The 16,830-nt window shown below is 69.0% G+C and carries 17 protein-coding genes and 1 tRNA gene; 11 read left to right on the forward strand and 7 right to left on the reverse strand.

From position 1 onward, the window contains the following. Window positions 1–41 precede the first annotated feature (41 nt). Entirely contained in the window at window positions 42–1,721 is a 1,680-nt protein-coding gene (locus SALMUC_RS01265) for a formate--tetrahydrofolate ligase (RefSeq protein WP_020043237.1), read from the forward strand. Between the two features lie 126 nt (window positions 1,722–1,847). Next, a complete protein-coding gene (locus SALMUC_RS01270; protein WP_020043238.1) occupies window positions 1,848–2,750 on the forward strand; it encodes a bifunctional methylenetetrahydrofolate dehydrogenase/methenyltetrahydrofolate cyclohydrolase in 903 nt (300 codons plus the stop codon). A 7-nt stretch (window positions 2,751–2,757) separates the two neighbouring features. Here the strand turns inward: SALMUC_RS01270 and SALMUC_RS01275 are convergent, their stop codons facing one another. Then, entirely contained in the window at window positions 2,758–3,171 is a 414-nt protein-coding gene (locus tag SALMUC_RS01275; RefSeq protein WP_020043239.1) for a PaaI family thioesterase, read from the reverse strand. A gap of 42 nt (window positions 3,172–3,213) precedes the next feature. Further along, window positions 3,214–3,879: a ligase-associated DNA damage response endonuclease PdeM gene (gene pdeM / locus SALMUC_RS01280; protein WP_020043240.1), complete on the reverse strand. Its 666-nt coding sequence runs from the start codon at window positions 3,877–3,879 to the stop codon at window positions 3,214–3,216. Between the two features lie 165 nt (window positions 3,880–4,044). On the opposite strand from pdeM, the gene SALMUC_RS01285 reads away from it, so the two are divergent. Continuing rightward, window positions 4,045–4,341, forward strand: a complete 297-nt coding sequence (locus SALMUC_RS01285) for an antibiotic biosynthesis monooxygenase family protein (RefSeq protein ID WP_020043241.1) — start codon at window positions 4,045–4,047, stop codon at window positions 4,339–4,341. A 9-nt stretch (window positions 4,342–4,350) separates the two neighbouring features. Here the strand turns inward: SALMUC_RS01285 and SALMUC_RS01290 are convergent, their stop codons facing one another. Both SALMUC_RS01290 and SALMUC_RS01295 read right to left on the reverse strand, forming a co-directional pair. Beyond that, window positions 4,351–6,765 carry a ligase-associated DNA damage response DEXH box helicase gene (locus tag SALMUC_RS01290; RefSeq protein WP_020043242.1) on the reverse strand — a complete coding sequence of 805 codons (2,415 nt, stop codon included), beginning with the start codon at window positions 6,763–6,765 and terminating at the stop codon, window positions 4,351–4,353. A gap of 130 nt (window positions 6,766–6,895) precedes the next feature. Next, window positions 6,896–7,831, reverse strand: coding sequence for an aldo/keto reductase (locus SALMUC_RS01295; protein ID WP_020043243.1), 936 nt, complete (start codon window positions 7,829–7,831; stop codon window positions 6,896–6,898). Window positions 7,832–8,009: 178 nt separating this feature from the next. Here SALMUC_RS01295 and yghU point away from each other — a divergent pair, with 178 nt between their 5' ends. Then, entirely contained in the window at window positions 8,010–8,867 is an 858-nt protein-coding gene (yghU, locus tag SALMUC_RS01300; RefSeq protein WP_020043244.1) for a glutathione-dependent disulfide-bond oxidoreductase, read from the forward strand. A gap of 63 nt (window positions 8,868–8,930) precedes the next feature. On the opposite strand, the gene SALMUC_RS01305 is transcribed toward yghU, so the two are convergent. Then, the gene (locus SALMUC_RS01305) at window positions 8,931–10,298 is read right to left on the reverse strand and encodes a cytochrome P450 (protein ID WP_020043245.1); all 1,368 of its coding nucleotides are present in this window, start codon (window positions 10,296–10,298) and stop codon (window positions 8,931–8,933) included. Between the two features lie 124 nt (window positions 10,299–10,422). On the opposite strand from SALMUC_RS01305, the gene SALMUC_RS01310 reads away from it, so the two are divergent. Together SALMUC_RS01310 and tuf are read left to right on the forward strand one after the other, a co-directional pair. Beyond that, window positions 10,423–11,031, forward strand: a complete 609-nt coding sequence (locus SALMUC_RS01310) for a hypothetical protein (RefSeq protein WP_020043246.1) — start codon at window positions 10,423–10,425, stop codon at window positions 11,029–11,031. 117 nt (window positions 11,032–11,148) lie between these two features. Continuing rightward, window positions 11,149–12,267: an elongation factor Tu gene (tuf, locus tag SALMUC_RS01315; protein ID WP_021119686.1), complete on the forward strand. Its 1,119-nt coding sequence runs from the start codon at window positions 11,149–11,151 to the stop codon at window positions 12,265–12,267. Between the two features lie 197 nt (window positions 12,268–12,464). Here the strand turns inward: tuf and SALMUC_RS01320 are convergent, their stop codons facing one another. Next, a complete protein-coding gene (locus SALMUC_RS01320) occupies window positions 12,465–12,692 on the reverse strand; it encodes a hypothetical protein (protein ID WP_020042708.1) in 228 nt (75 codons plus the stop codon). A gap of 480 nt (window positions 12,693–13,172) precedes the next feature. Between SALMUC_RS01320 and SALMUC_RS01325 the strand changes: the two genes are divergently transcribed. Further along, window positions 13,173–13,248, forward strand: a tRNA-Trp gene (locus SALMUC_RS01325). Window positions 13,249–13,576: 328 nt separating this feature from the next. Here SALMUC_RS01325 and SALMUC_RS01330 read toward each other — a convergent pair. After that, a complete protein-coding gene (locus SALMUC_RS01330) occupies window positions 13,577–14,134 on the reverse strand; it encodes a hypothetical protein (RefSeq protein ID WP_020042709.1) in 558 nt (185 codons plus the stop codon). Window positions 14,135–14,469: 335 nt separating this feature from the next. Between SALMUC_RS01330 and secE the strand changes: the two genes are divergently transcribed. From secE to rplA, 4 genes are all read left to right on the forward strand, one after another. Beyond that, complete coding sequence (gene secE, locus SALMUC_RS01335; protein WP_020042710.1) at window positions 14,470–14,661, forward strand: preprotein translocase subunit SecE; 192 nt, start codon at window positions 14,470–14,472, stop codon at window positions 14,659–14,661. Between the two features lie 147 nt (window positions 14,662–14,808). Next, window positions 14,809–15,342, forward strand: a complete 534-nt coding sequence (nusG, locus tag SALMUC_RS01340; RefSeq protein ID WP_020042711.1) for a transcription termination/antitermination protein NusG — start codon at window positions 14,809–14,811, stop codon at window positions 15,340–15,342. A 145-nt stretch (window positions 15,343–15,487) separates the two neighbouring features. Further along, window positions 15,488–15,937, forward strand: a complete 450-nt coding sequence (rplK, locus tag SALMUC_RS01345; RefSeq protein ID WP_020042712.1) for a 50S ribosomal protein L11 — start codon at window positions 15,488–15,490, stop codon at window positions 15,935–15,937. A gap of 1 nt (window position 15,938) precedes the next feature. After that, complete coding sequence (rplA, locus tag SALMUC_RS01350) at window positions 15,939–16,637, forward strand: 50S ribosomal protein L1 (protein WP_020042713.1); 699 nt, start codon at window positions 15,939–15,941, stop codon at window positions 16,635–16,637. The last annotated feature ends 193 nt before the right edge of the window (window positions 16,638–16,830 follow it).

Raw genomic sequence — 16,830 nt, forward strand, 5'->3', positions numbered from 1 at the left:
GGGCAGGCTGGGTCACAGAGGGTAACGGACACGACGGGAGGATGCAGGTGGCACAATCGGACATCGAGATCGCGCGGGCGGCCCGGAAGAAACCGATCCAGGAGATCGGCGCCGCGCTCGGCATCGGCGCGGACCATCTGCTGCCCTACGGCCACGACAAGGCCAAGGTGGACCAGGGCTTCATCGACGGGCTGGCCGACCGGCCCGACGGCAAGCTGGTGCTGGTGACCGCGGTGACGCCCACGCCGGCGGGCGAGGGCAAGACGACCACCACCGTGGGCCTGGGCGACGGGCTGAATGCCATCGGCAAGAAGGCGGCGATCTGCATCCGCGAGGCCTCGCTCGGGCCGAACTTCGGGATGAAGGGCGGCGCGGCGGGCGGCGGCTATGCGCAGGTCGTGCCGATGGAGGACATGAACCTCCACTTCACCGGCGACTTCCACGCGATCACCAGCGCGCACAACCTGCTGTCGGCGATGATCGACAACCTCGTCTACTGGGGAAACGAGCAGGACATCGACACCCGCCGCGTGGTCTGGCGCCGCGTGCTGGACATGAACGACCGCGCGCTGCGGCAGATCACCACCTCGCTGGGCGGTGTCGCCAACGGGTTCCCGCGCGAGACCGGCTTCGACATCACCGTGGCCTCCGAGGTCATGGCGATCCTCTGCCTCGCGAAGGACCTGTCGGACCTGCAGGAGCGGCTGGGGGCGATGATCGTCGCCTACCGCCGCGACAAGAGCCCGGTCTACGCCCGCGACATCAAGGCTGACGGGGCGATGACGGTGCTGCTGAAGGACGCGATGCAGCCGAACCTGGTGCAGACGCTCGAGAACAACCCGGCCTTCGTGCACGGCGGCCCCTTCGCCAACATCGCGCATGGCTGCAACTCGGTCATCGCCACGAAGACCGCGCTCAAGCTGGCCGACTACGTGGTGACCGAGGCCGGTTTCGGCGCCGACCTCGGGGCCGAGAAGTTCATGAACATCAAGTGCCGCAAGGCGGGGCTCTCGCCCGCCTGCGTGGTGGTGGTCGCCACCGTGCGCGCGATGAAGATGAACGGGGGCGTCGCCAAGGCCGATCTCGGGACCGAGAACGTCGCCGCGGTGAAGGAAGGCTGCGCCAACCTCGGCCGCCACATCGCGAACGTCAAAGGCTTCGGCGTGCCGGTGGTGGTGGGGATCAACCACTTCGCCGGGGATACCGAGGCGGAGATCGCCGCGGTGAAGGACTTCGTCGCGGGCGAGGGGGCCGAGGCGATCCTGTGCAAGCACTGGGCCGATGGCTCGAAGGGCATGACCGAGATGGCGACCCGCGTGGCCGAGATTGCCGACAGCGGCACGGCCGATTTCCGCACGCTCTATCCGGATGACATGGGGCTCTTCGAGAAGATCGAGAGCGTTGCTCACAAGATCTACCACGCAGGCGCCGTCGTGGCCGACGGCAAGGTCCGCGCGCAGCTGAAGGAATGGGAGGAGCAGGGCTATGGCAATCTCCCGGTCTGCATGGCCAAGACGCAGTATTCCTTCTCGACCGACCCCGGACAGCGCGGCGCACCGACGGGCTTCGACCTGCCGGTGCGCGAGGTGCGGCTCTCGGCCGGGGCGGGCTTCGTCGTCGCGATCTGCGGGGAGATCATGACCATGCCGGGCCTGCCGCGGCACCCGGCGGCGGAGGCGATCCGGTTGAACGAGGCCGGAGAGGTCGAGGGGCTGTTCTGACGGGACGGGACGGGACGGGACGGGCAGCGCGGCGCGGCGGGGCCATCGAGCCCCCGCCGCGCCGGTCGCCGCTGTCGCGGCTCCTGCCTCCGGCGGGGATATTTGAAGCCAGAAGAAGGAACGGGCATGAGCGCCGAGATCATCGACGGAAAGGGCTTTGCGGCCGGGGTGCGGGAGCGCGTCGCCGAGCACGTGGCGCGGCTGAAGGCGGATCACGGGATCACGCCGGGCCTCGCGGTGGTGCTGGTGGGCGAGGACCCGGCGAGCCAGGTCTACGTCCGCAACAAGGGCAAGCAGACCGTCGAGGCGGGGATGAACTCCTGGGAGCACCGGCTGGATACCGGGGTCTCGGAGGCGGCGCTGCTGGACCTCGTGGCGCGGCTCAACGCGGATCCGGCGGTGCACGGGATCCTGGTGCAGCTGCCGCTGCCGGATCACATCAATTCCGAGGCGGTGATCAATGCGATCGCGCCGGAGAAGGACGTGGACGGCTTCACGCTGTCGAACGTGGGGCTTCTGAACACCGGGCAGGCGGCCATGGTGCCGTGCACGCCGCTGGGCGCGCTGATGATGCTGCGCGACCGGCTGGGCGATCTGTCCGGGCAGGAGGCCGTGGTGATCGGGCGGTCGAACATCGTTGGCAAGCCCATGGCCCAGCTTCTGCTGCGGGAGAACTGCACCGTGACGCTGGCGCATTCGCGCACGCGCGACCTGCCGGGCGTGGTGCGGCGTGCGGACATCGTGGTGGCGGCCGTGGGCCGGCCGCGCATGGTGACCGGCGATTGGCTGAAGGCCGGGGCGACGGTGATCGACGTCGGCATCAACCGCATCGCGGCGCCGGAGAAGGGCGAGGGCAAGACGCGGTTGGTGGGCGACTGCGATTTCGACAGCTGCGCAGAGGTGGCCGGGGCCATCACGCCGGTGCCGGGCGGGGTAGGGCCGATGACCATCGCCTGCCTTTTGGCCAATACCGTCACCGCCTGCTGCCGGGCCAACGACCTGGCGGAGGCGGAGGGGCTGACGCTCTGATGCGGGGTCAGGCCGGGACGGGCACCATGGTGCCCGTCAGCAGGGCGACGTGGCGTTCCTCCGCGCCGTCGAGGGCGAAGACATCGGCCGTCACGATCACCAGCCGGCGGCCCGGCTTGACCACGCGCCCGCGCGCGACGAGCCGGGTGCCGCGGGCCGGGGCGAGCAGGTGGATCTTCATCTCCGAGGTGACGACCTCGTTGTCTGCCGGCATCACGCTCAGTGCCGCGTAGCCGGCCGCGCTGTCGCCGATCGCGAAGGTGAGCCCCGCGTGGGCCATGCCCTGCTGCTGGCCGGTCTCGGGGCGGATCGGCGCGGATACCTCGACCTTGCCCTCGCGGGCGCTGTCGAGCCGCGCGCCAAGGGTTGTCATAAGGCCCTGGCGGGCAAAGCTTGCGCGGATCCTGTCCTCGATCTCCATGCGCCCGAGTTCTGCACGTGCGCCGGGGCTTGGCAAGACGGATCAGCCGCGCGGCATCGGGATCATTGCCGGGCTGGGGCCGGTCAGGATCGCGCGGGCGTCCTCGGCCATGAGGGCGCAGAGCGTGCGGTCGTCGGTGCGCAGCCCGCCGGTGTAGGCGCCGTAGGCCGGCAGGATCAGGCGCCGGTCGTCGAGCAGGAAGCAGGCCCGCGAGAGCAGGCGGCCGCGCAGGCGCAGCCGGGCCTTGGGATGGTAGTGGCCCGAGACCTCGCCCCGCGCGTCGTCGGTGGCGATGTGGCGGAAGACCAGCGGGCCGAGCCACGCCTCGGCGGCCTGCGTGCCGCCGAGCGTGACGGGGGCCGGGTCGTGGTTGCCCGCGATCCAGGTCCAGTCGCGGCCCGCTTGCAGGCGGGCGATGGCCTCGCGGTCGGCGGCGGGCAGCACGGCGTCGAGCCCCGGTGCGTCGAAGCTGTCGCCGAGGCAGATCACCCGGCGCGCGGCCGTGGCGGAAAGGTCGGCCTCGAGCCGCAGCAACGTCTCACGGGTCTCGTAGGGGGGCAGCGCCGCGCCGCCCCGGGCCGAGAGCCGCGCCGCCTTGCCGAGGTGCAGGTCCGAGACCACAAGCAGCGCCTCGTCCGGCCAGTGCAGCGCGCCGGAGGGCAGGGCGCGCAGCGCCGCGCCGTGGAATCGGAAGCCTTGCGTGTTCATGCTGCGTTCCTTGCCTCAGCCCGCGCGCCGGTGCAAGCGCGGCATCGTCCGCGCGGTTTCCGCGCCGGAGGTCGCCGGTTTCGTGCTACCATGCGTGGGCCCATGGCCGGTCCGGCCGTGGCGCGGACATGGGCGCGTCGTTCCCCTTTCAGGAAAGCGAAGCCCATGATCATGCGCATCTTCCAGGTCTCGGTGCATCCCGGCAAGGAGGCCGAGTTCACCCGCTTCTTCCACGAAACCGCCATCCCGCTGATGCGGAACACGGACGGCATCGAGCAGGTCCTCTTCGGCCTGGCGCGGCCCGACAGCCCGCAGGATTTCAGCGTCGTCATGGTCTGGCGCGACCTGGCGAGCCTCAAGGCCTTCGTCGGCGAGGACTACACCAGCGCCCATATCGCGCCCGACGAGGAGGACCTCGTCGCCCACCGGCTCATCCGGCACTACGACCTCGTGGAGGTCTGATAAGGGGGCTCATGCCTCGATCTGCGCGAGGCCGGACTCGTCGAGGAGCCGCGTCACCTCCTCCTCCAGCAGCCGTTCGTCGGCGCGCCCGGCGATGGGCACGCGCCCCGGCTCGAGGAAGAGCGGCGCCGCCAGCGGCGTGACCCGCGAGAGCCGCAGCAGGTCCACCCGGTCGCCGACCCGCGCGCACATCTCGCGGATGCGGTCGAAATCCACCAGCCCGCGCATGGCCTCCTCGTGGGTGATCCGCATCAGCAGGTGGTCGGGGTCGTATTTCAGCAGCGTGTCGTAGAGGATGTCCGAGGACATGGTCGCCTGCCGCCCGCTCTTCCGCTGCCCGCCGACCTGCCGCTCGATCAGCCCCGCGATGGTGGCCGAGGCCCGGAAGGTGCGCTTCATCACCGCGTTGCCGGCAAGCCAGGTCTCCAGCCCCGCCTCGAGCCTCGCGAGATCGAAGAGCGGGCGCGGGTCGGTCACCGCGTCAAGCCCCCAGATCAGCGTGGCATAGTCGGTCGAGACGAACCCCATGGGCGCGAGGCCCTCTTCCTCCATCCGCTTGGTCAGCAGCAGGCCCAGCGTCTGCTGCGCGTTGCGCCCGGCAAAGCCGTAGACCACGAGCTGCTCGCGCCCGTCGTGGGGAAAGCTCTCGATCAGCAGGCGGTCCGGGCGCGGCAGGCGCGAGACCTCGCGCTGCAGCGCCAGCCAGTCCGCCGTGTGCTGCGGCAGCTCGGGCCAGTTCTCCTGCCGGAACATCCGCAGAATGCGCTGCGAAAGCTGAGTCGAGGTGGCGAACTTGGTGCCGTTGAAGGTGGCGATCTTGGGCTTGCGCGCGGCATCGCGGCTGACCTCGACGGTCAGCTCGCGCAGGCCCTCGTAGCGCACGATCTGCCCGCCGATGAGAAAGGTGTCGCCCTGCGTCAGCGAGGCGGCGAAGCCTTCCTCGATCTCGCCCAGCGGCGCGCCGCCGCGGCCGCGCCAGCGCACCTTCAGGGTGTCGGTGTCCTGGATCGTGCCGATGTTCTGCCGGATGCGCGGGGCCGAGCGCGGATCGCGCAGTTGCCAAAGCCCGTCGGGCCGCTGCTTGAGCCGCTGCCACTGGTCATAGGCGCGCAGCGCGTATCCGCCGGTGGCGCAGAAATCGAGACAGGAGTCAAAGGCCCCCCGGTCGAGCCCGGCGTAGGCGCCCGCCGTCGTCATCTCGGCAAAGAGCGTATCGGCGTCGAAGGGCCCGGCGCAGGCGGCGATCAGGATGTGCTGGCAGAGCACGTCGCGCGGGCCCGGCCCGCGCGGCTCGCCGTCGAGGTCATGCGCCCGCACTGCCTCGAGCGCCGCGACGCATTCCACCACCTCGAAGCGGTTCGCGGGCACCAGCCGCGCTTTCGACGGCGCGTTGTAGCGGTGGTTGGCGCGCCCGATGCGCTGCACCAGCCGCTTGACGTTCTTCGGCGCGCCGATCTGGATCACCAGGTCCACGTCGCCCCAGTCGATGCCGAGATCCAGCGAACCGGTGCAGACGATGGCCCGTAGCTCGCCGCGGACCATGGCCGCCTCGACCTTCTCGCGCTGCCCGCGATCGAGCGAGCCGTGGTGGATGCCGATGGGCAGCGCCTCCTCGTTGGCGAGCCACAGGTTGTGGAAGAAGATCTCGGCCTGAGCGCGGGTGTTGTGAAAGATCAGCGTGGTGCGATGCCGCCGGACCTCCTCCAGCACGGCGGGGATGCTGTAGGCCGCCCCGCCCCCGGACCAGGGCGGCGAGGCCTCGGTGTCCAGCATGGCGATGTCGGGCGCGGGGCCCGGGTCGGCCTCGACGATCTCGCAGGGGTCGGGATGGCGCGCCAGCAGCCGGGCGATGGCTGCCGGGTCCTCGACCGTCGCCGAAAGCCCGACGCGCCGCAGCCCCGGCCGCAGCGCCGAAAGGCGCGCCAGCGCCAGCATCAACTGGTCGCCGCGCTTCGACTCCGCCAGCGCGTGGATCTCGTCCACCACGATGCGCTGCAGGCCCGCGAAGATCCGCGGCGCGTCCTCGTAGGATGTCAGCAGCGCGAGGCTCTCGGGCGTGGTCAGCAGGATGTGCGGCGGATCGGCCCTCTGCCGCTTCTTGCGCGACGAGGGCGTGTCGCCCGTGCGATCCTCGACGCGGATCGGCAGGCCGGTCTCCTCGATCGGCGTCATCAGGTTGCGCCGGATGTCCGCCGCCAGCGCCTTTAGCGGCGAGATGTAGAGCGTGTGCAGACCCGGCGCCGGATCCTCCGCCAGCTCCGCCAGCGTGGGCAGGAAGCCCGCCAGCGTCTTGCCGCCGCCCGTAGGCGCGATAAGCAGCTGGCAGGGCGCCCCGGCGCGCGCGAGCATCTCGCGCTGGTGCGGGTGCATCTCCCAGCCGCGGCGGTCGAACCAGTCCCGGATCGGGTTCGGAAGCGTCGTCATGCCCCGCCAGATAAGGCGGCCGGAACGAAAGGAAAACGCCCCGCGCCCCGAAGCATCTTCTGGCCGCAAATATCCCGGGGAGTCGCCGCAGGCGACGGGGCAGAGCCCCGCCCGCGCCCGCAGGGCGCGCTCAGACCTCTTCCAGCCGGTCGGTGGCGGGCGGCGGCGTGACGCTCAGCGCGCAAAGCGCGGCATAGGTCGCGTCGTCCATCTCGAAGTCCACCGCCGCCAGCGAGGGGGCAAGCTGTTCCGCCGAGCGCGCCGAGAGGATCGGCACCGGCGCCGCGGGATGCCGAGCCACCCAGGCCGCGGCCAGCGTCGCCGGGTGCAGGCCCATCTCTCCGGCCAGCGCCACCAGCTTGCCCGCGGTCTCGTGCGCCGCGTCGACGCCGTAGCGGGCGGAATAGCGCTCGTCCTCGGTCAGCCGGCCGCTGCCGCCGCCGGCGTATTTGCCCGTCAGAAGCCCGCCGCCCAGTGGCGAGTAGGGCACCGCCCGGATGCCTTCCGAGGCGCACATGGGCAGGATCTCGACCTCGGCCTGCCGCTTGGCGAGGTTGTACATCGGCTGGATCACGTCGATCCGCACGCCGAAGGAGGCCGCGACGCATTGCGCCTTCATCACCTGCCAGGCGGCGTAGTTCGACACGCCGATATGCCCGATGCGGCCCGCCTGCTTCAGCTCGGCCAGCGCCTCGAAGGTCTCTTCCAGCGGCGTCTCACCGTCCCAGCGGTGCATATAGAAGAGGTCGATCGTGTCCATGCCCAGCCGCGAGCGGCTTTCCTCGAACGACTCCATGATGGTCGCGCGCGTGGCGGGGGCGCCGAAGTTCGCCTTGGTCGCGATGAAGAGCTCGTCACGCTCCGCCGCCGCGAAGCGGCCGAGCATCCGTTCGGACTCGCCGTCGGTATAGGTGTAGGCGGTGTCGAAATGGGTGATGCCCGCCGCGCGGCAGGCGTCGAACATGGCGCGCGCGGCGGCCTCGTCGGCCTTGCCGCCGAACTGCATGGTGCCGAAGGCAAAGCGCGAGGCCGGGGTGCCGGTTGGGGTGCGGAGATCTGCTGTCATGCCGAATTGGTGCCACGCGCGGCGCACCCGGCAAAGCTTTTTCTGCGGGCCCCGCGCCGCGCGAGGCGGCGCCTTGCGCCTCCGAACAGCCGTCCCTGCATCGCCGCACGGGTCGCGGGCTGGCAATTTGTCGCGTCATGGCTAGGTTCGCAGCACAAAGGGAAAAGGACATCTCGCCATGACCGACTACAAGCCGCCCCGCGTCTGGACCTGGGATCAGGAGAACGGCGGGCAGTTCGCCTCGACCAACCGGCCCATCGCGGGCGCCACCCACGACAAGGAGCTGCCCGTCGGCAAGCATCCCTTCCAGCTCTACAGCCTCGCCACGCCGAACGGCCAGAAGATCGGCATCATGTTCGAGGAGCTGCTGGCCGCCGGCCACGCGGATGCCGAGTACGACGCCTGGCTGATCCGCATCGGCGACGGCGACCAGTTCGGCTCGGGCTTCGTCGACATCAACCCGAACTCCAAGATCCCCGCGCTTGTCGACCGCTCGGGCCCCGAGCCGGTGCGTGTCTTCGAATCCGGCGCCATCCTGATGCACCTTGCCGAGAAGTTCGGCGCCTTCCTCGGCAAGCCCGAGGACCGGCCGGAGATGCTGTCCTGGCTGATGTGGCAGATGGGCAGCGCGCCCTATCTCGGCGGCGGCTTCGGCCACTTCTACGCCTATGCGCCCGAGCCGATGGAATATCCCATCAACCGCTTCGCGATGGAGACCAAGCGCCAGCTCGACGTGCTGGACCGCAACCTCGCCGAGCGCCGCTACATGACCGGCGACGACTACACCATCGCCGACATCGCGATCTGGCCCTGGTACGGCAACCTCGCCCTGGGCCGCGCCTATGACGCGGGCGAGTTCCTCGACGTGAAGAGCTACGAGAACGTCCAGCGTTGGGCGCAGGAGATCGACGCGCGGCCTCAGGTCAAGCGCGGCCGCATGGTCAACAAGGTCAACGGCGATCCCTCAGAGCAGCTGCACGAACGTCACGACGCCTCGGACTTCGAGACCCGCACGCAGGACCGGCTCAGCGCCTGAGCCTTCCGCGTCCGCCTGACCGCAGAGAAAGGCCCCGCGCCAATGCGCGGGGCGTTTTGCGTTTCAGGCCGGGTCTGCCTCGAGCCAGACGCCGCCCTCCGGCCGCAGGGTCAGGATCATGACCGGCTGCGGCACCTTCCCCGCGACCGCGCGAAAGCGGAAGCGGCGCAGCAGCGTGGCCAGCACGATGACCGCCTCCTGCACGGCAAAGCTCGCCCCGATGCAGATGCGCGGCCCGTCACCGAATGGCAGGTAGGCGTAGCGCTCGGGCGCCTTGCCGTCCCACCGCTCCGGGAGGAAGGCATCGGGCTCGTCCCAGAGCGCGTGGTGCCGGTGCAGGGCGTAGATCGGGATCATCACCGTGTCGCCCGCCCGGATCTCGCGCCCGCAGAGCTCGTCCTCGGCCTGCGCCGTGCGCGAGACCATGCCCGCCGGCGGGTAGAGCCGCAGCGCCTCGTCGACCACGTGACGCACGAAGGGCAGGTTGCCCGCGTCTTCGCCGCTGACCGTGTCGCCCGTGACAACCGAGGCGATTTCCTCCCGCGCGCGATCCTGCGCGGCCTCGTCCTGCGACAGCAGGTAGAGCGACCACGACAGCGCCAGCGCCGTCGTCTCGTGGCCCGCGACGATGAAGGTCAGCAAGTTGTCGCGCAGCTCGGCCGCGTTCATGCTGCGCTTCGTCTCGGGGTCCTCGCCCTCGAGCAGCAGGTCCAGCAGGTCCGGCACGCCCTCGTGGCCGCGCCGCACGCGGTCGTCGATGGCGCGGTCGGCCACGCCCTTCATCTGCTTCAGCGCCCCCGAGGAGCGCATCCGCCCCGGACGCGGCACCCAGTCGGGAAAGCCCAGCACGTCGAAGAGCGACACCTTGCCCGCCTCGGCGATATAGCCGTCGATGGCGCGGTGCACCGCGTCGCGGTCGAAGCCCTCGCCCCCCGAGAAGGTCACGTCCGAGATCACGTCGAAGGTTGTGGTCACCATCTCGTCGTAGAGGTCCACGGCGCGCGGCCCGGCTTCCGCCAGCCGGTCGCCGCAGCGCTCGGCGGCGCCGGCCATGACGGGTGCGAGGTTGCGCACGTTGCGGTGCGAGAAGGTCGGCGCGGCGGCCCGGCGCTGCCAGCGCCAGTGCGCGCCCTCGGCGATGAACATCGACTCGCCGATGGCCGGGCGCAGCAGGTTCTTGGTGACCGTGGATTTCGGGTAGTTGTCGATGTTCTCGAGCAGCATCCGCCGGATCGCGCCGGGCTCCATCACCATGTGCCAGCGCGCGCCGGTTCGGCCCGAGATCATCGGCACCCGCGTGGCGATCTCGGGGATGATCGACAGCAGGTTGCTGCGCGCGGCACGCAGGCTGCCCAGCACGCCCAGCGGCTGGGTCGCCAACGGCGCGCGCACCGGCTGCGGGGCGGGGGGGATCGGGGTCTGATCGGTCATCGCGTCGGGCCTCCTGCGGTCAAAGATAGGCGCGCTCGGCGCCGCGGCAAAGCCCCGCGCGATTGCGCCGCGCCCCCGCCTGCGCTATCCGGGCGGGACGCCGCAGCCAGTCCCCGGAGACGCCATGATCCGCCTCGTCCTGACCCTCAGCCTCGTTCTCGGTCTTGCCGCCTGTGCCGACGGGCAGCGCGAACTGAAAGAGCCGGTCGAGCCGCTGGGCGACTTCCAGCTCGGGTTTGCCGAGGTGGTCGCGCCGAACCTGCTCAAGGGGCCGGTCTCGCGCGAGGCGACCAAGGAGGAGTGGAGCGCCTCGGTCGACGAGGCGCTCGAGGAGCGTTTCGGCCGCTACGAGGGCGGCAAGTACTACCACCTCGGCGTCAGCGTCGAGGGCTACGTGCTGGCGCAGCCGGGCATTCCGCTGGTGTTCAGCCCCAAGTCGGCGCTGATCGTGCGGGCCACGGTCTGGGACGACGCGGCGCAGAGCAAGCTCAACCCCGAGCCGGAACAGATCACCGTGCTCGAGGCGATCTCGCCCGAGACGATGATGGGCTCGGGCCTCACGCAGTCGAAAGAGGTGCAGATGCGCAACCTCTCGGCCAACGTCGCGCTGCAGATCGAGAAATGGATGCGGCGCATGCAGCGGACCGAGGGCTGGTTCGGCGGCGAGGCCTCCGCGGCCGCCGCGGACGAGGCCCCGGCCTCCGGGCCGGAGGTCGCAAGCGTGGCCGAGTGAGCGCTCCGGCGGGTCCGGCCCGCAGGAGGCGCTTGATTTTCCCCTTGCGACTCAATAAACGGCGCGCGGAGTGAAAGCGGGTCTTCGACCCCCAACAACGGCGAGGCGTCTGACAAGATGGCAAAGGAAAAGTTTGAGCGCGGCAAGCCGCACGTGAACATCGGCACGATCGGGCACGTTGACCACGGCAAGACGACGCTGACGGCGGCGATCACGAAGTACTTCGGCGACTTCCGTGCGTACGACCAGATCGACGGCGCACCGGAGGAGAAGGCGCGCGGGATCACGATCTCGACGGCGCACGTGGAATACGAGACCGAGAACCGTCACTACGCGCACGTCGACTGCCCCGGCCACGCCGACTACGTGAAGAACATGATCACCGGCGCGGCGCAGATGGACGGCGCGATCCTCGTGGTGAACGCGGCTGACGGCCCGATGCCGCAGACCCGCGAGCACATCCTGCTGGGCCGCCAGGTGGGCATCCCCGCCATGGTCGTGTTCCTCAACAAGGTCGACCAGGTGGACGACGAGGAACTGCTCGAGCTGGTCGAGATGGAAGTGCGCGAGCTGCTCTCCGAGTACGACTTCCCGGGCGACGACATCCCGATCATCGCGGGCTCGGCGCTTGCGGCGATGAACGGCGAGACCCCGGAAATCGGCGAAGAGAAGATCAAGGAGCTGATGGCCGCGGTGGACGAGTACATCCCCACCCCCGAGCGTGCCGTCGACCAGCCCTTCCTGATGCCGATCGAGGACGTGTTCTCGATCTCNGAGATCGAGATCGTGGGCATCAAGGACACCCGCAAGACGACCTGCACCGGCGTCGAGATGTTCCGCAAGCTGCTCGACCGCGGTGAAGCGGGCGACAACATCGGCGCGCTGCTGCGCGGCATCGACCGCGACGACGTCGAGCGCGGCCAGGTGCTGTGCAAGCCGAAGTCGGTGACGCCGCACACCAAGTTCGAGTGCGAGGTCTACATCCTGACCAAGGAAGAGGGCGGCCGCCACACGCCGTTCTTCGCGAACTACCGTCCGCAGTTCTACTTCCGCACGACGGACGTGACCGGCACGGTGACGCTTCCCGAGGGCACCGAGATGGTGATGCCGGGCGACAACCTGAAGTTCGAGGTCGAGCTCATCGCGCCGATCGCGATGGAAGACGGCCTGCGCTTCGCCATCCGCGAAGGCGGCCGCACCGTCGGCTCGGGCGTCGTCTCCAAGATCCTCGAGTGATCCGAAGACGGGACCGGGCCTTGTCCGGTCCCTCGCCCTCACGGGGGTCAGGCGGCCATCGGGCCGGCAAGGCTCTGAGAGAAAAGGGCTTTGAAAAAATTTGGCGGGGCATGCCGTGAGGCGTGCCCCGCTTTCATTTGCGGGGCAGCCGCTGGGGCTGCCCCGGAGCTTTCCAGGCCGTGCCGGCCTGACGCGGCTCAGCGCAGGATCGCGCGGATGCGGTCGCGCTTCTCGGTGTCGTCGCTGCCCGAAACGATCACGGCCAGCAGCTGCGTGCGCTCATGCGCGGTGAGGCTGTCCAGGTCGACCTGCGGTGCGAACTGGTGCACACGGCTCAGGGTGTCGTTGGAGGGGGCTGCGACGGCTGCGCCGGCGCCTGCGGTGAGGGCGAGAACAGTTGCGGTGGTGGTGATGATGCGTTTCATGGTTCACTCCGTTCTTTCGGTTCTGAGACTGGCGCCCGAGGGCGCCGCCGCGCGGTCCATCGCCGCGTCGACAACTGGAATATTGTTTTCCAGCAGTGATTTAGCAAATCACCAACCCGCTCACAGCCGCTCGCAAAATTGTGCCCTTGAATGTGTACGACAGCATACGGGTCCGTCGTTCGCGCCCGGATGCGCCGAAAAATCGGGGTTTTTCGCGCCCTCCGAAAAGAGGCGTCGTGATCGCGGGTATCGTCGAGGCCCGCAGGGGGCGGGTGGCACCGGCTCTGCGCGTGTGTGCACAGGCCTTTCCGAGCCGTTTTCGAGTGTTTTCCAGGGGAGGTCCGGGGTCTCCCGGCCGGGTCTGGCGGGGTCCTGGCGGCGCGATGCGCGGGGTGTCCCGCGGCCCGGGTTGATTGCACGACAAGGCCACTTTCCCGCTTGCATCGGGGCGGTCTGTTTCGTAAAGGGTGCACCGGCCTTAGGGGTATAGCTCAGTTGGTAGAGCGACGGTCTCCAAAACCGTAGGTCGCGGGTTCGAGCCCTGCTGCCCCTGCCACTCTCCTCACATCACCGAAGCACGGGTCACGGCGACCTGTACGGCTCGTACGGGAGTTTCGTACGGCTGCGCGCCCCGGCGAGGTCGCCAGCTGCGCCGTGCGTCCTGCATGGCAGCCGCCGCGAGGGCGTCATGTACGGCTCGTACGGGGTTTCTGTACGGGAGCGCGCGCGGTCCGGCCGGCCACCGCGCCGGCCTCGGGTCGCCGCAGCCGCGAGGCTGGCGTCCTGTACGGCTCGTACGGGGTTTCCGTACGCTGTCATGCGCGCACGCAAAAAGGGGCCGCGCCGAAGCGCAGCCCCTGTTTGGCTCGGAATGAGCGCCGGTCTTACGACAGGGCCTGCTCGAGGTCCCGACGGATGTCGACATCGCTGCTGCCGCTGTAGATCGCCGCGCGGACTTCGTTCACGTCCTCGGCGGTGAGGTCGGTCAGCTGCGCGTCGGGCACGAAGAACATCACGCGCTGCATTTCGGCTTCGGTCAGGGCGGCCGCGTCGCCGGTCACGATGGCCATGACTTCCTCGCGGATGTCGGCCGGCTCGCTGCCCGATTCGATGATGGCCTGCGCTTCGACCTTCTGTGCGTCGGTCATCGCGGCGACCTGCCAGTCCGGCACGTACTCCATGATCATTGCGTCAACCTCGGGCGAGACCGAGTCGATCATGTTGCTGCCTTCGACGATCTGCTGGATCTTGTCGCGCTTCTCGACGTCCGAGTCGCCGCTCTTGGCGATGGCGAAGGCTTCGTCGACCTGGGCATCGGTCATCATGGAGACGTCGACGCCGGGCGCGACGGTGTTGATGGCGGTCACCTCGGCCTCGGAAGCGGCATATGCGCCGGTGGCGAGGACGGTCGTAAGGGCGGTAACGGTCAGGATGCGTTTCATGATATCAGTCCTTTCGTTTACTGGTCTCGAACTCGCAGGGCAGACTGCTCTGCGCTTCTGGCCACACAACACCGGCAGATCGCGGGTCGTTCCCCGAAAATCGCTCGCGATTTCCTGAATTTTCGTGTGATCCAAGGTGGTTATGAGCTCAAACGTGCGCGTGAACGCGCCGCCTGCGAAACGGTTGCGCGGCGAACGTGGCGTTTTTTTCATTCCTTCGTGATCTGCCGTCGCAATCCCGTGATCGGGGCGCGGCGCGGCGGGATGCTTGCCACGGCGGCCCGCGGCGCGTATACGCGCGGACGCACTCACAAGAGACGGAAGGCGCAGGCGCCATGGCCAATCCACTCCAGTTCGTTCAGCAGACCCGGGCCGAGGTCGCCAAGATCTCGTGGCCGACGCGGCGCGAGGTGATCCTGACCACGGTCATGGTCTTCATCATGGCGACCCTGACGGCGATCTTCTTTGCCCTGGCCGATCTCCTGATCCGGACCGGGCTGCAGGGGCTGCTCAACTTCTTCGGGTGAGCGCGCCCGGCAGGGCCTTGAAATCGCCGGATGACGGCGGTATCGGACGGCACTGAGTTTTGACGGGCGTGCAGCGATTCGAGTTGCACGCCAGTTTTCTTTTGGGGGAGGCAGCGTTCCGCCCCGCAAGTGAAGGAAGAGGGCCAGATGGCGAAGCGGTGGTACTCGGTCAGCGTTCTGTCGAACTTCGAGAAGAAGATCGCGGAGCAGATCCGTCAGTCCGTGACCGAGCAGGGGCTCGAGGATCAGATTGACGAGGTCCTCGTGCCGACCGAGGAGGTCATCGAGGTCCGTCGCGGCAAGAAGGTGACGACCGAGCGGCGCTTCATGCCCGGCTACGTGCTGGTGCACATGGAGATGTCGGACCAGGGCTATCACCTGGTCAACTCGATCAACCGCGTGACCGGCTTCCTCGGCCCGCAGGGCCGGCCGATGCCGATGCGCGATGCCGAGGTCGAGGCGATCCTGGGCCGCGTGCAGGAAGGCGAAGAAGCGCCGCGCACGCTCGTGCACTTCGAGGTGGGCGAGAAGGTCAAGGTCAACGACGGCCCCTTCGAGGGCTTCGACGGCATGGTCGAGGGCGTCGACGACGACAACCAGCGCCTGCGCGTCTCGGTGTCGATCTTCGGCCGGGAGACCCCGGTCGAACTGGAATTCACCCAGGTCTCGAAAGAGGCCTGAGGCGAGGCCCCGGGCCATGTCCGGGGCAGGGCGGGGCAACCCGCCCGCGAGCGTGGGAGGCGAGGGCGGCGCGCCGTCCGGACCGCACCACACCAAGTGAGCGCCCCGCGGTCGCGTCCCGGGGCATTGGGAAAGGAGAAAGCCGATGGCCAAGAAGCTCGCCGGCAAGATGAAGCTGCAGATCCCTGCAGGCAAGGCAAACCCGTCGCCGCCCGTGGGCCCCGCCCTGGGTCAGCGCGGCATCAACATCATGGAATTCTGCAAGGCGTTCAACGCCAAGACGCAGGAGATGGAGCCGGGTGCCCCTTGCCCGACCGAGATCACCTACTATCAGGACAAGTCCTTCACGATGGACATCAAGACGCCGCCGGCGTCGTACTACCTGAAGAAGGCGGCCGGGATGAAGCCCGTGGGCAAGCGCAACCGTCCGCGCGGTGCCGAGAAGCCGGGTCGCGAGACCGTGGCGACCGTCACCACCAAGCAGGTGCGCGAGATCGCGGAAGCCAAGATGCGTGACCTGAGCGCGACCGACATCGAGTCGGCCATGCAGATCATTCTGGGCTCGGCGAAGTCCATGGGCATCGAGGTGAAGTAAGATGGCAAAGATCGGAAAACGCACCCGCGCCGCCCGCGAAGCCGTCGCCGGCAAGGAAAACGTCACCGTCGAGGAAGCCGTCGCGCTGCTGAAGGCGAATGCCTCGGCGAAGTTCGACGAGACCGTCGAGATCGCGCTGAACCTGGGCGTCGACCCGCGCCACGCAGACCAGATGGTCCGCGGCGTCGTGGGCCTGCCCAACGGCACCGGCAAGACCGTCCGCGTGGCCGTTTTTGCCCGTGGCCCCAAGGCCGAGGAAGCGGAAGCCGCAGGCGCGGACATCGTCGGCGCCGAGGACCTGATGGAGACCATCCAGGGCGGCACCATCGAGTTCGACCGTTGCATCGCGACGCCGGACATGATGCCGATCGTCGGTCGCCTGGGCAAGATTCTGGGCCCGCGCAACCTGATGCCGAACCCCAAGGTCGGCACCGTGACCATGGACGTGGCCCAGGCGGTCAAGGACGCCAAGGGCGGCCAGGTCCAGTTCAAGGCCGAGAAGGCCGGCGTGGTGCACGCGGGCGTGGGAAAGATCTCGTTCGACGAAGGCAAGCTGGCCGAGAACATCCGTGCTTTCGTGGGCGCGGTGGCCAAGGCCAAGCCGACGGGCGCCAAGGGCACCTACATGGAGAAGCTGTCGATCAGCTCCTCGATGGGCCCGGGCGTGACGGTCGACATCGCGAACGCCAACGTCGAGTGATCTCCGGCTGACCGGATCTGCAGGGGGCGGGCCAGGCGGCCCGCCCCTTTGCGTTCGGGCGGGGCGCACGCCCCCTTGGCAAGCCCGCCCGCAGCGTGTAGGGAGATCGTGCAAGGGCGTTCGCGATTCGCGGGTGCCCTTCATTTCGTCCGAGACGGTGGGTTGGCTCCGGCCTGTAATTCCTGCCCGAGAC

Origin of the sequence: Salipiger mucosus DSM 16094 (assembly GCF_000442255.1) — a bacterium.
Taxonomy (GTDB): Bacteria; Pseudomonadota; Alphaproteobacteria; order Rhodobacterales; family Rhodobacteraceae; genus Salipiger; species Salipiger mucosus.

Coding starts and splice junctions, on each gene's coding strand:
- SALMUC_RS01265 (WP_020043237.1), top strand. CDS start 42: ATGCAGGTGGCACAATCGGACATCGAGATCGCGCGGGCGGCCCGGAAG.
- SALMUC_RS01270 (WP_020043238.1), top strand. CDS start 1,848: ATGAGCGCCGAGATCATCGACGGAAAGGGCTTTGCGGCCGGGGTGCGG.
- SALMUC_RS01275 (WP_020043239.1), bottom strand. CDS start 3,171: ATGGAGATCGAGGACAGGATCCGCGCAAGCTTTGCCCGCCAGGGCCTT.
- pdeM (WP_020043240.1), bottom strand. CDS start 3,879: ATGAACACGCAAGGCTTCCGATTCCACGGCGCGGCGCTGCGCGCCCTG.
- SALMUC_RS01285 (WP_020043241.1), top strand. CDS start 4,045: ATGATCATGCGCATCTTCCAGGTCTCGGTGCATCCCGGCAAGGAGGCC.
- SALMUC_RS01290 (WP_020043242.1), bottom strand. CDS start 6,765: ATGACGACGCTTCCGAACCCGATCCGGGACTGGTTCGACCGCCGCGGC.
- SALMUC_RS01295 (WP_020043243.1), bottom strand. CDS start 7,831: ATGACAGCAGATCTCCGCACCCCAACCGGCACCCCGGCCTCGCGCTTT.
- yghU (WP_020043244.1), top strand. CDS start 8,010: ATGACCGACTACAAGCCGCCCCGCGTCTGGACCTGGGATCAGGAGAAC.
- SALMUC_RS01305 (WP_020043245.1), bottom strand. CDS start 10,298: ATGACCGATCAGACCCCGATCCCCCCCGCCCCGCAGCCGGTGCGCGCG.
- SALMUC_RS01310 (WP_020043246.1), top strand. CDS start 10,423: ATGATCCGCCTCGTCCTGACCCTCAGCCTCGTTCTCGGTCTTGCCGCC.
- SALMUC_RS01320 (WP_020042708.1), bottom strand. CDS start 12,692: ATGAAACGCATCATCACCACCACCGCAACTGTTCTCGCCCTCACCGCA.
- SALMUC_RS01330 (WP_020042709.1), bottom strand. CDS start 14,134: ATGAAACGCATCCTGACCGTTACCGCCCTTACGACCGTCCTCGCCACC.
- secE (WP_020042710.1), top strand. CDS start 14,470: ATGGCCAATCCACTCCAGTTCGTTCAGCAGACCCGGGCCGAGGTCGCC.
- nusG (WP_020042711.1), top strand. CDS start 14,809: ATGGCGAAGCGGTGGTACTCGGTCAGCGTTCTGTCGAACTTCGAGAAG.
- rplK (WP_020042712.1), top strand. CDS start 15,488: ATGGCCAAGAAGCTCGCCGGCAAGATGAAGCTGCAGATCCCTGCAGGC.
- rplA (WP_020042713.1), top strand. CDS start 15,939: ATGGCAAAGATCGGAAAACGCACCCGCGCCGCCCGCGAAGCCGTCGCC.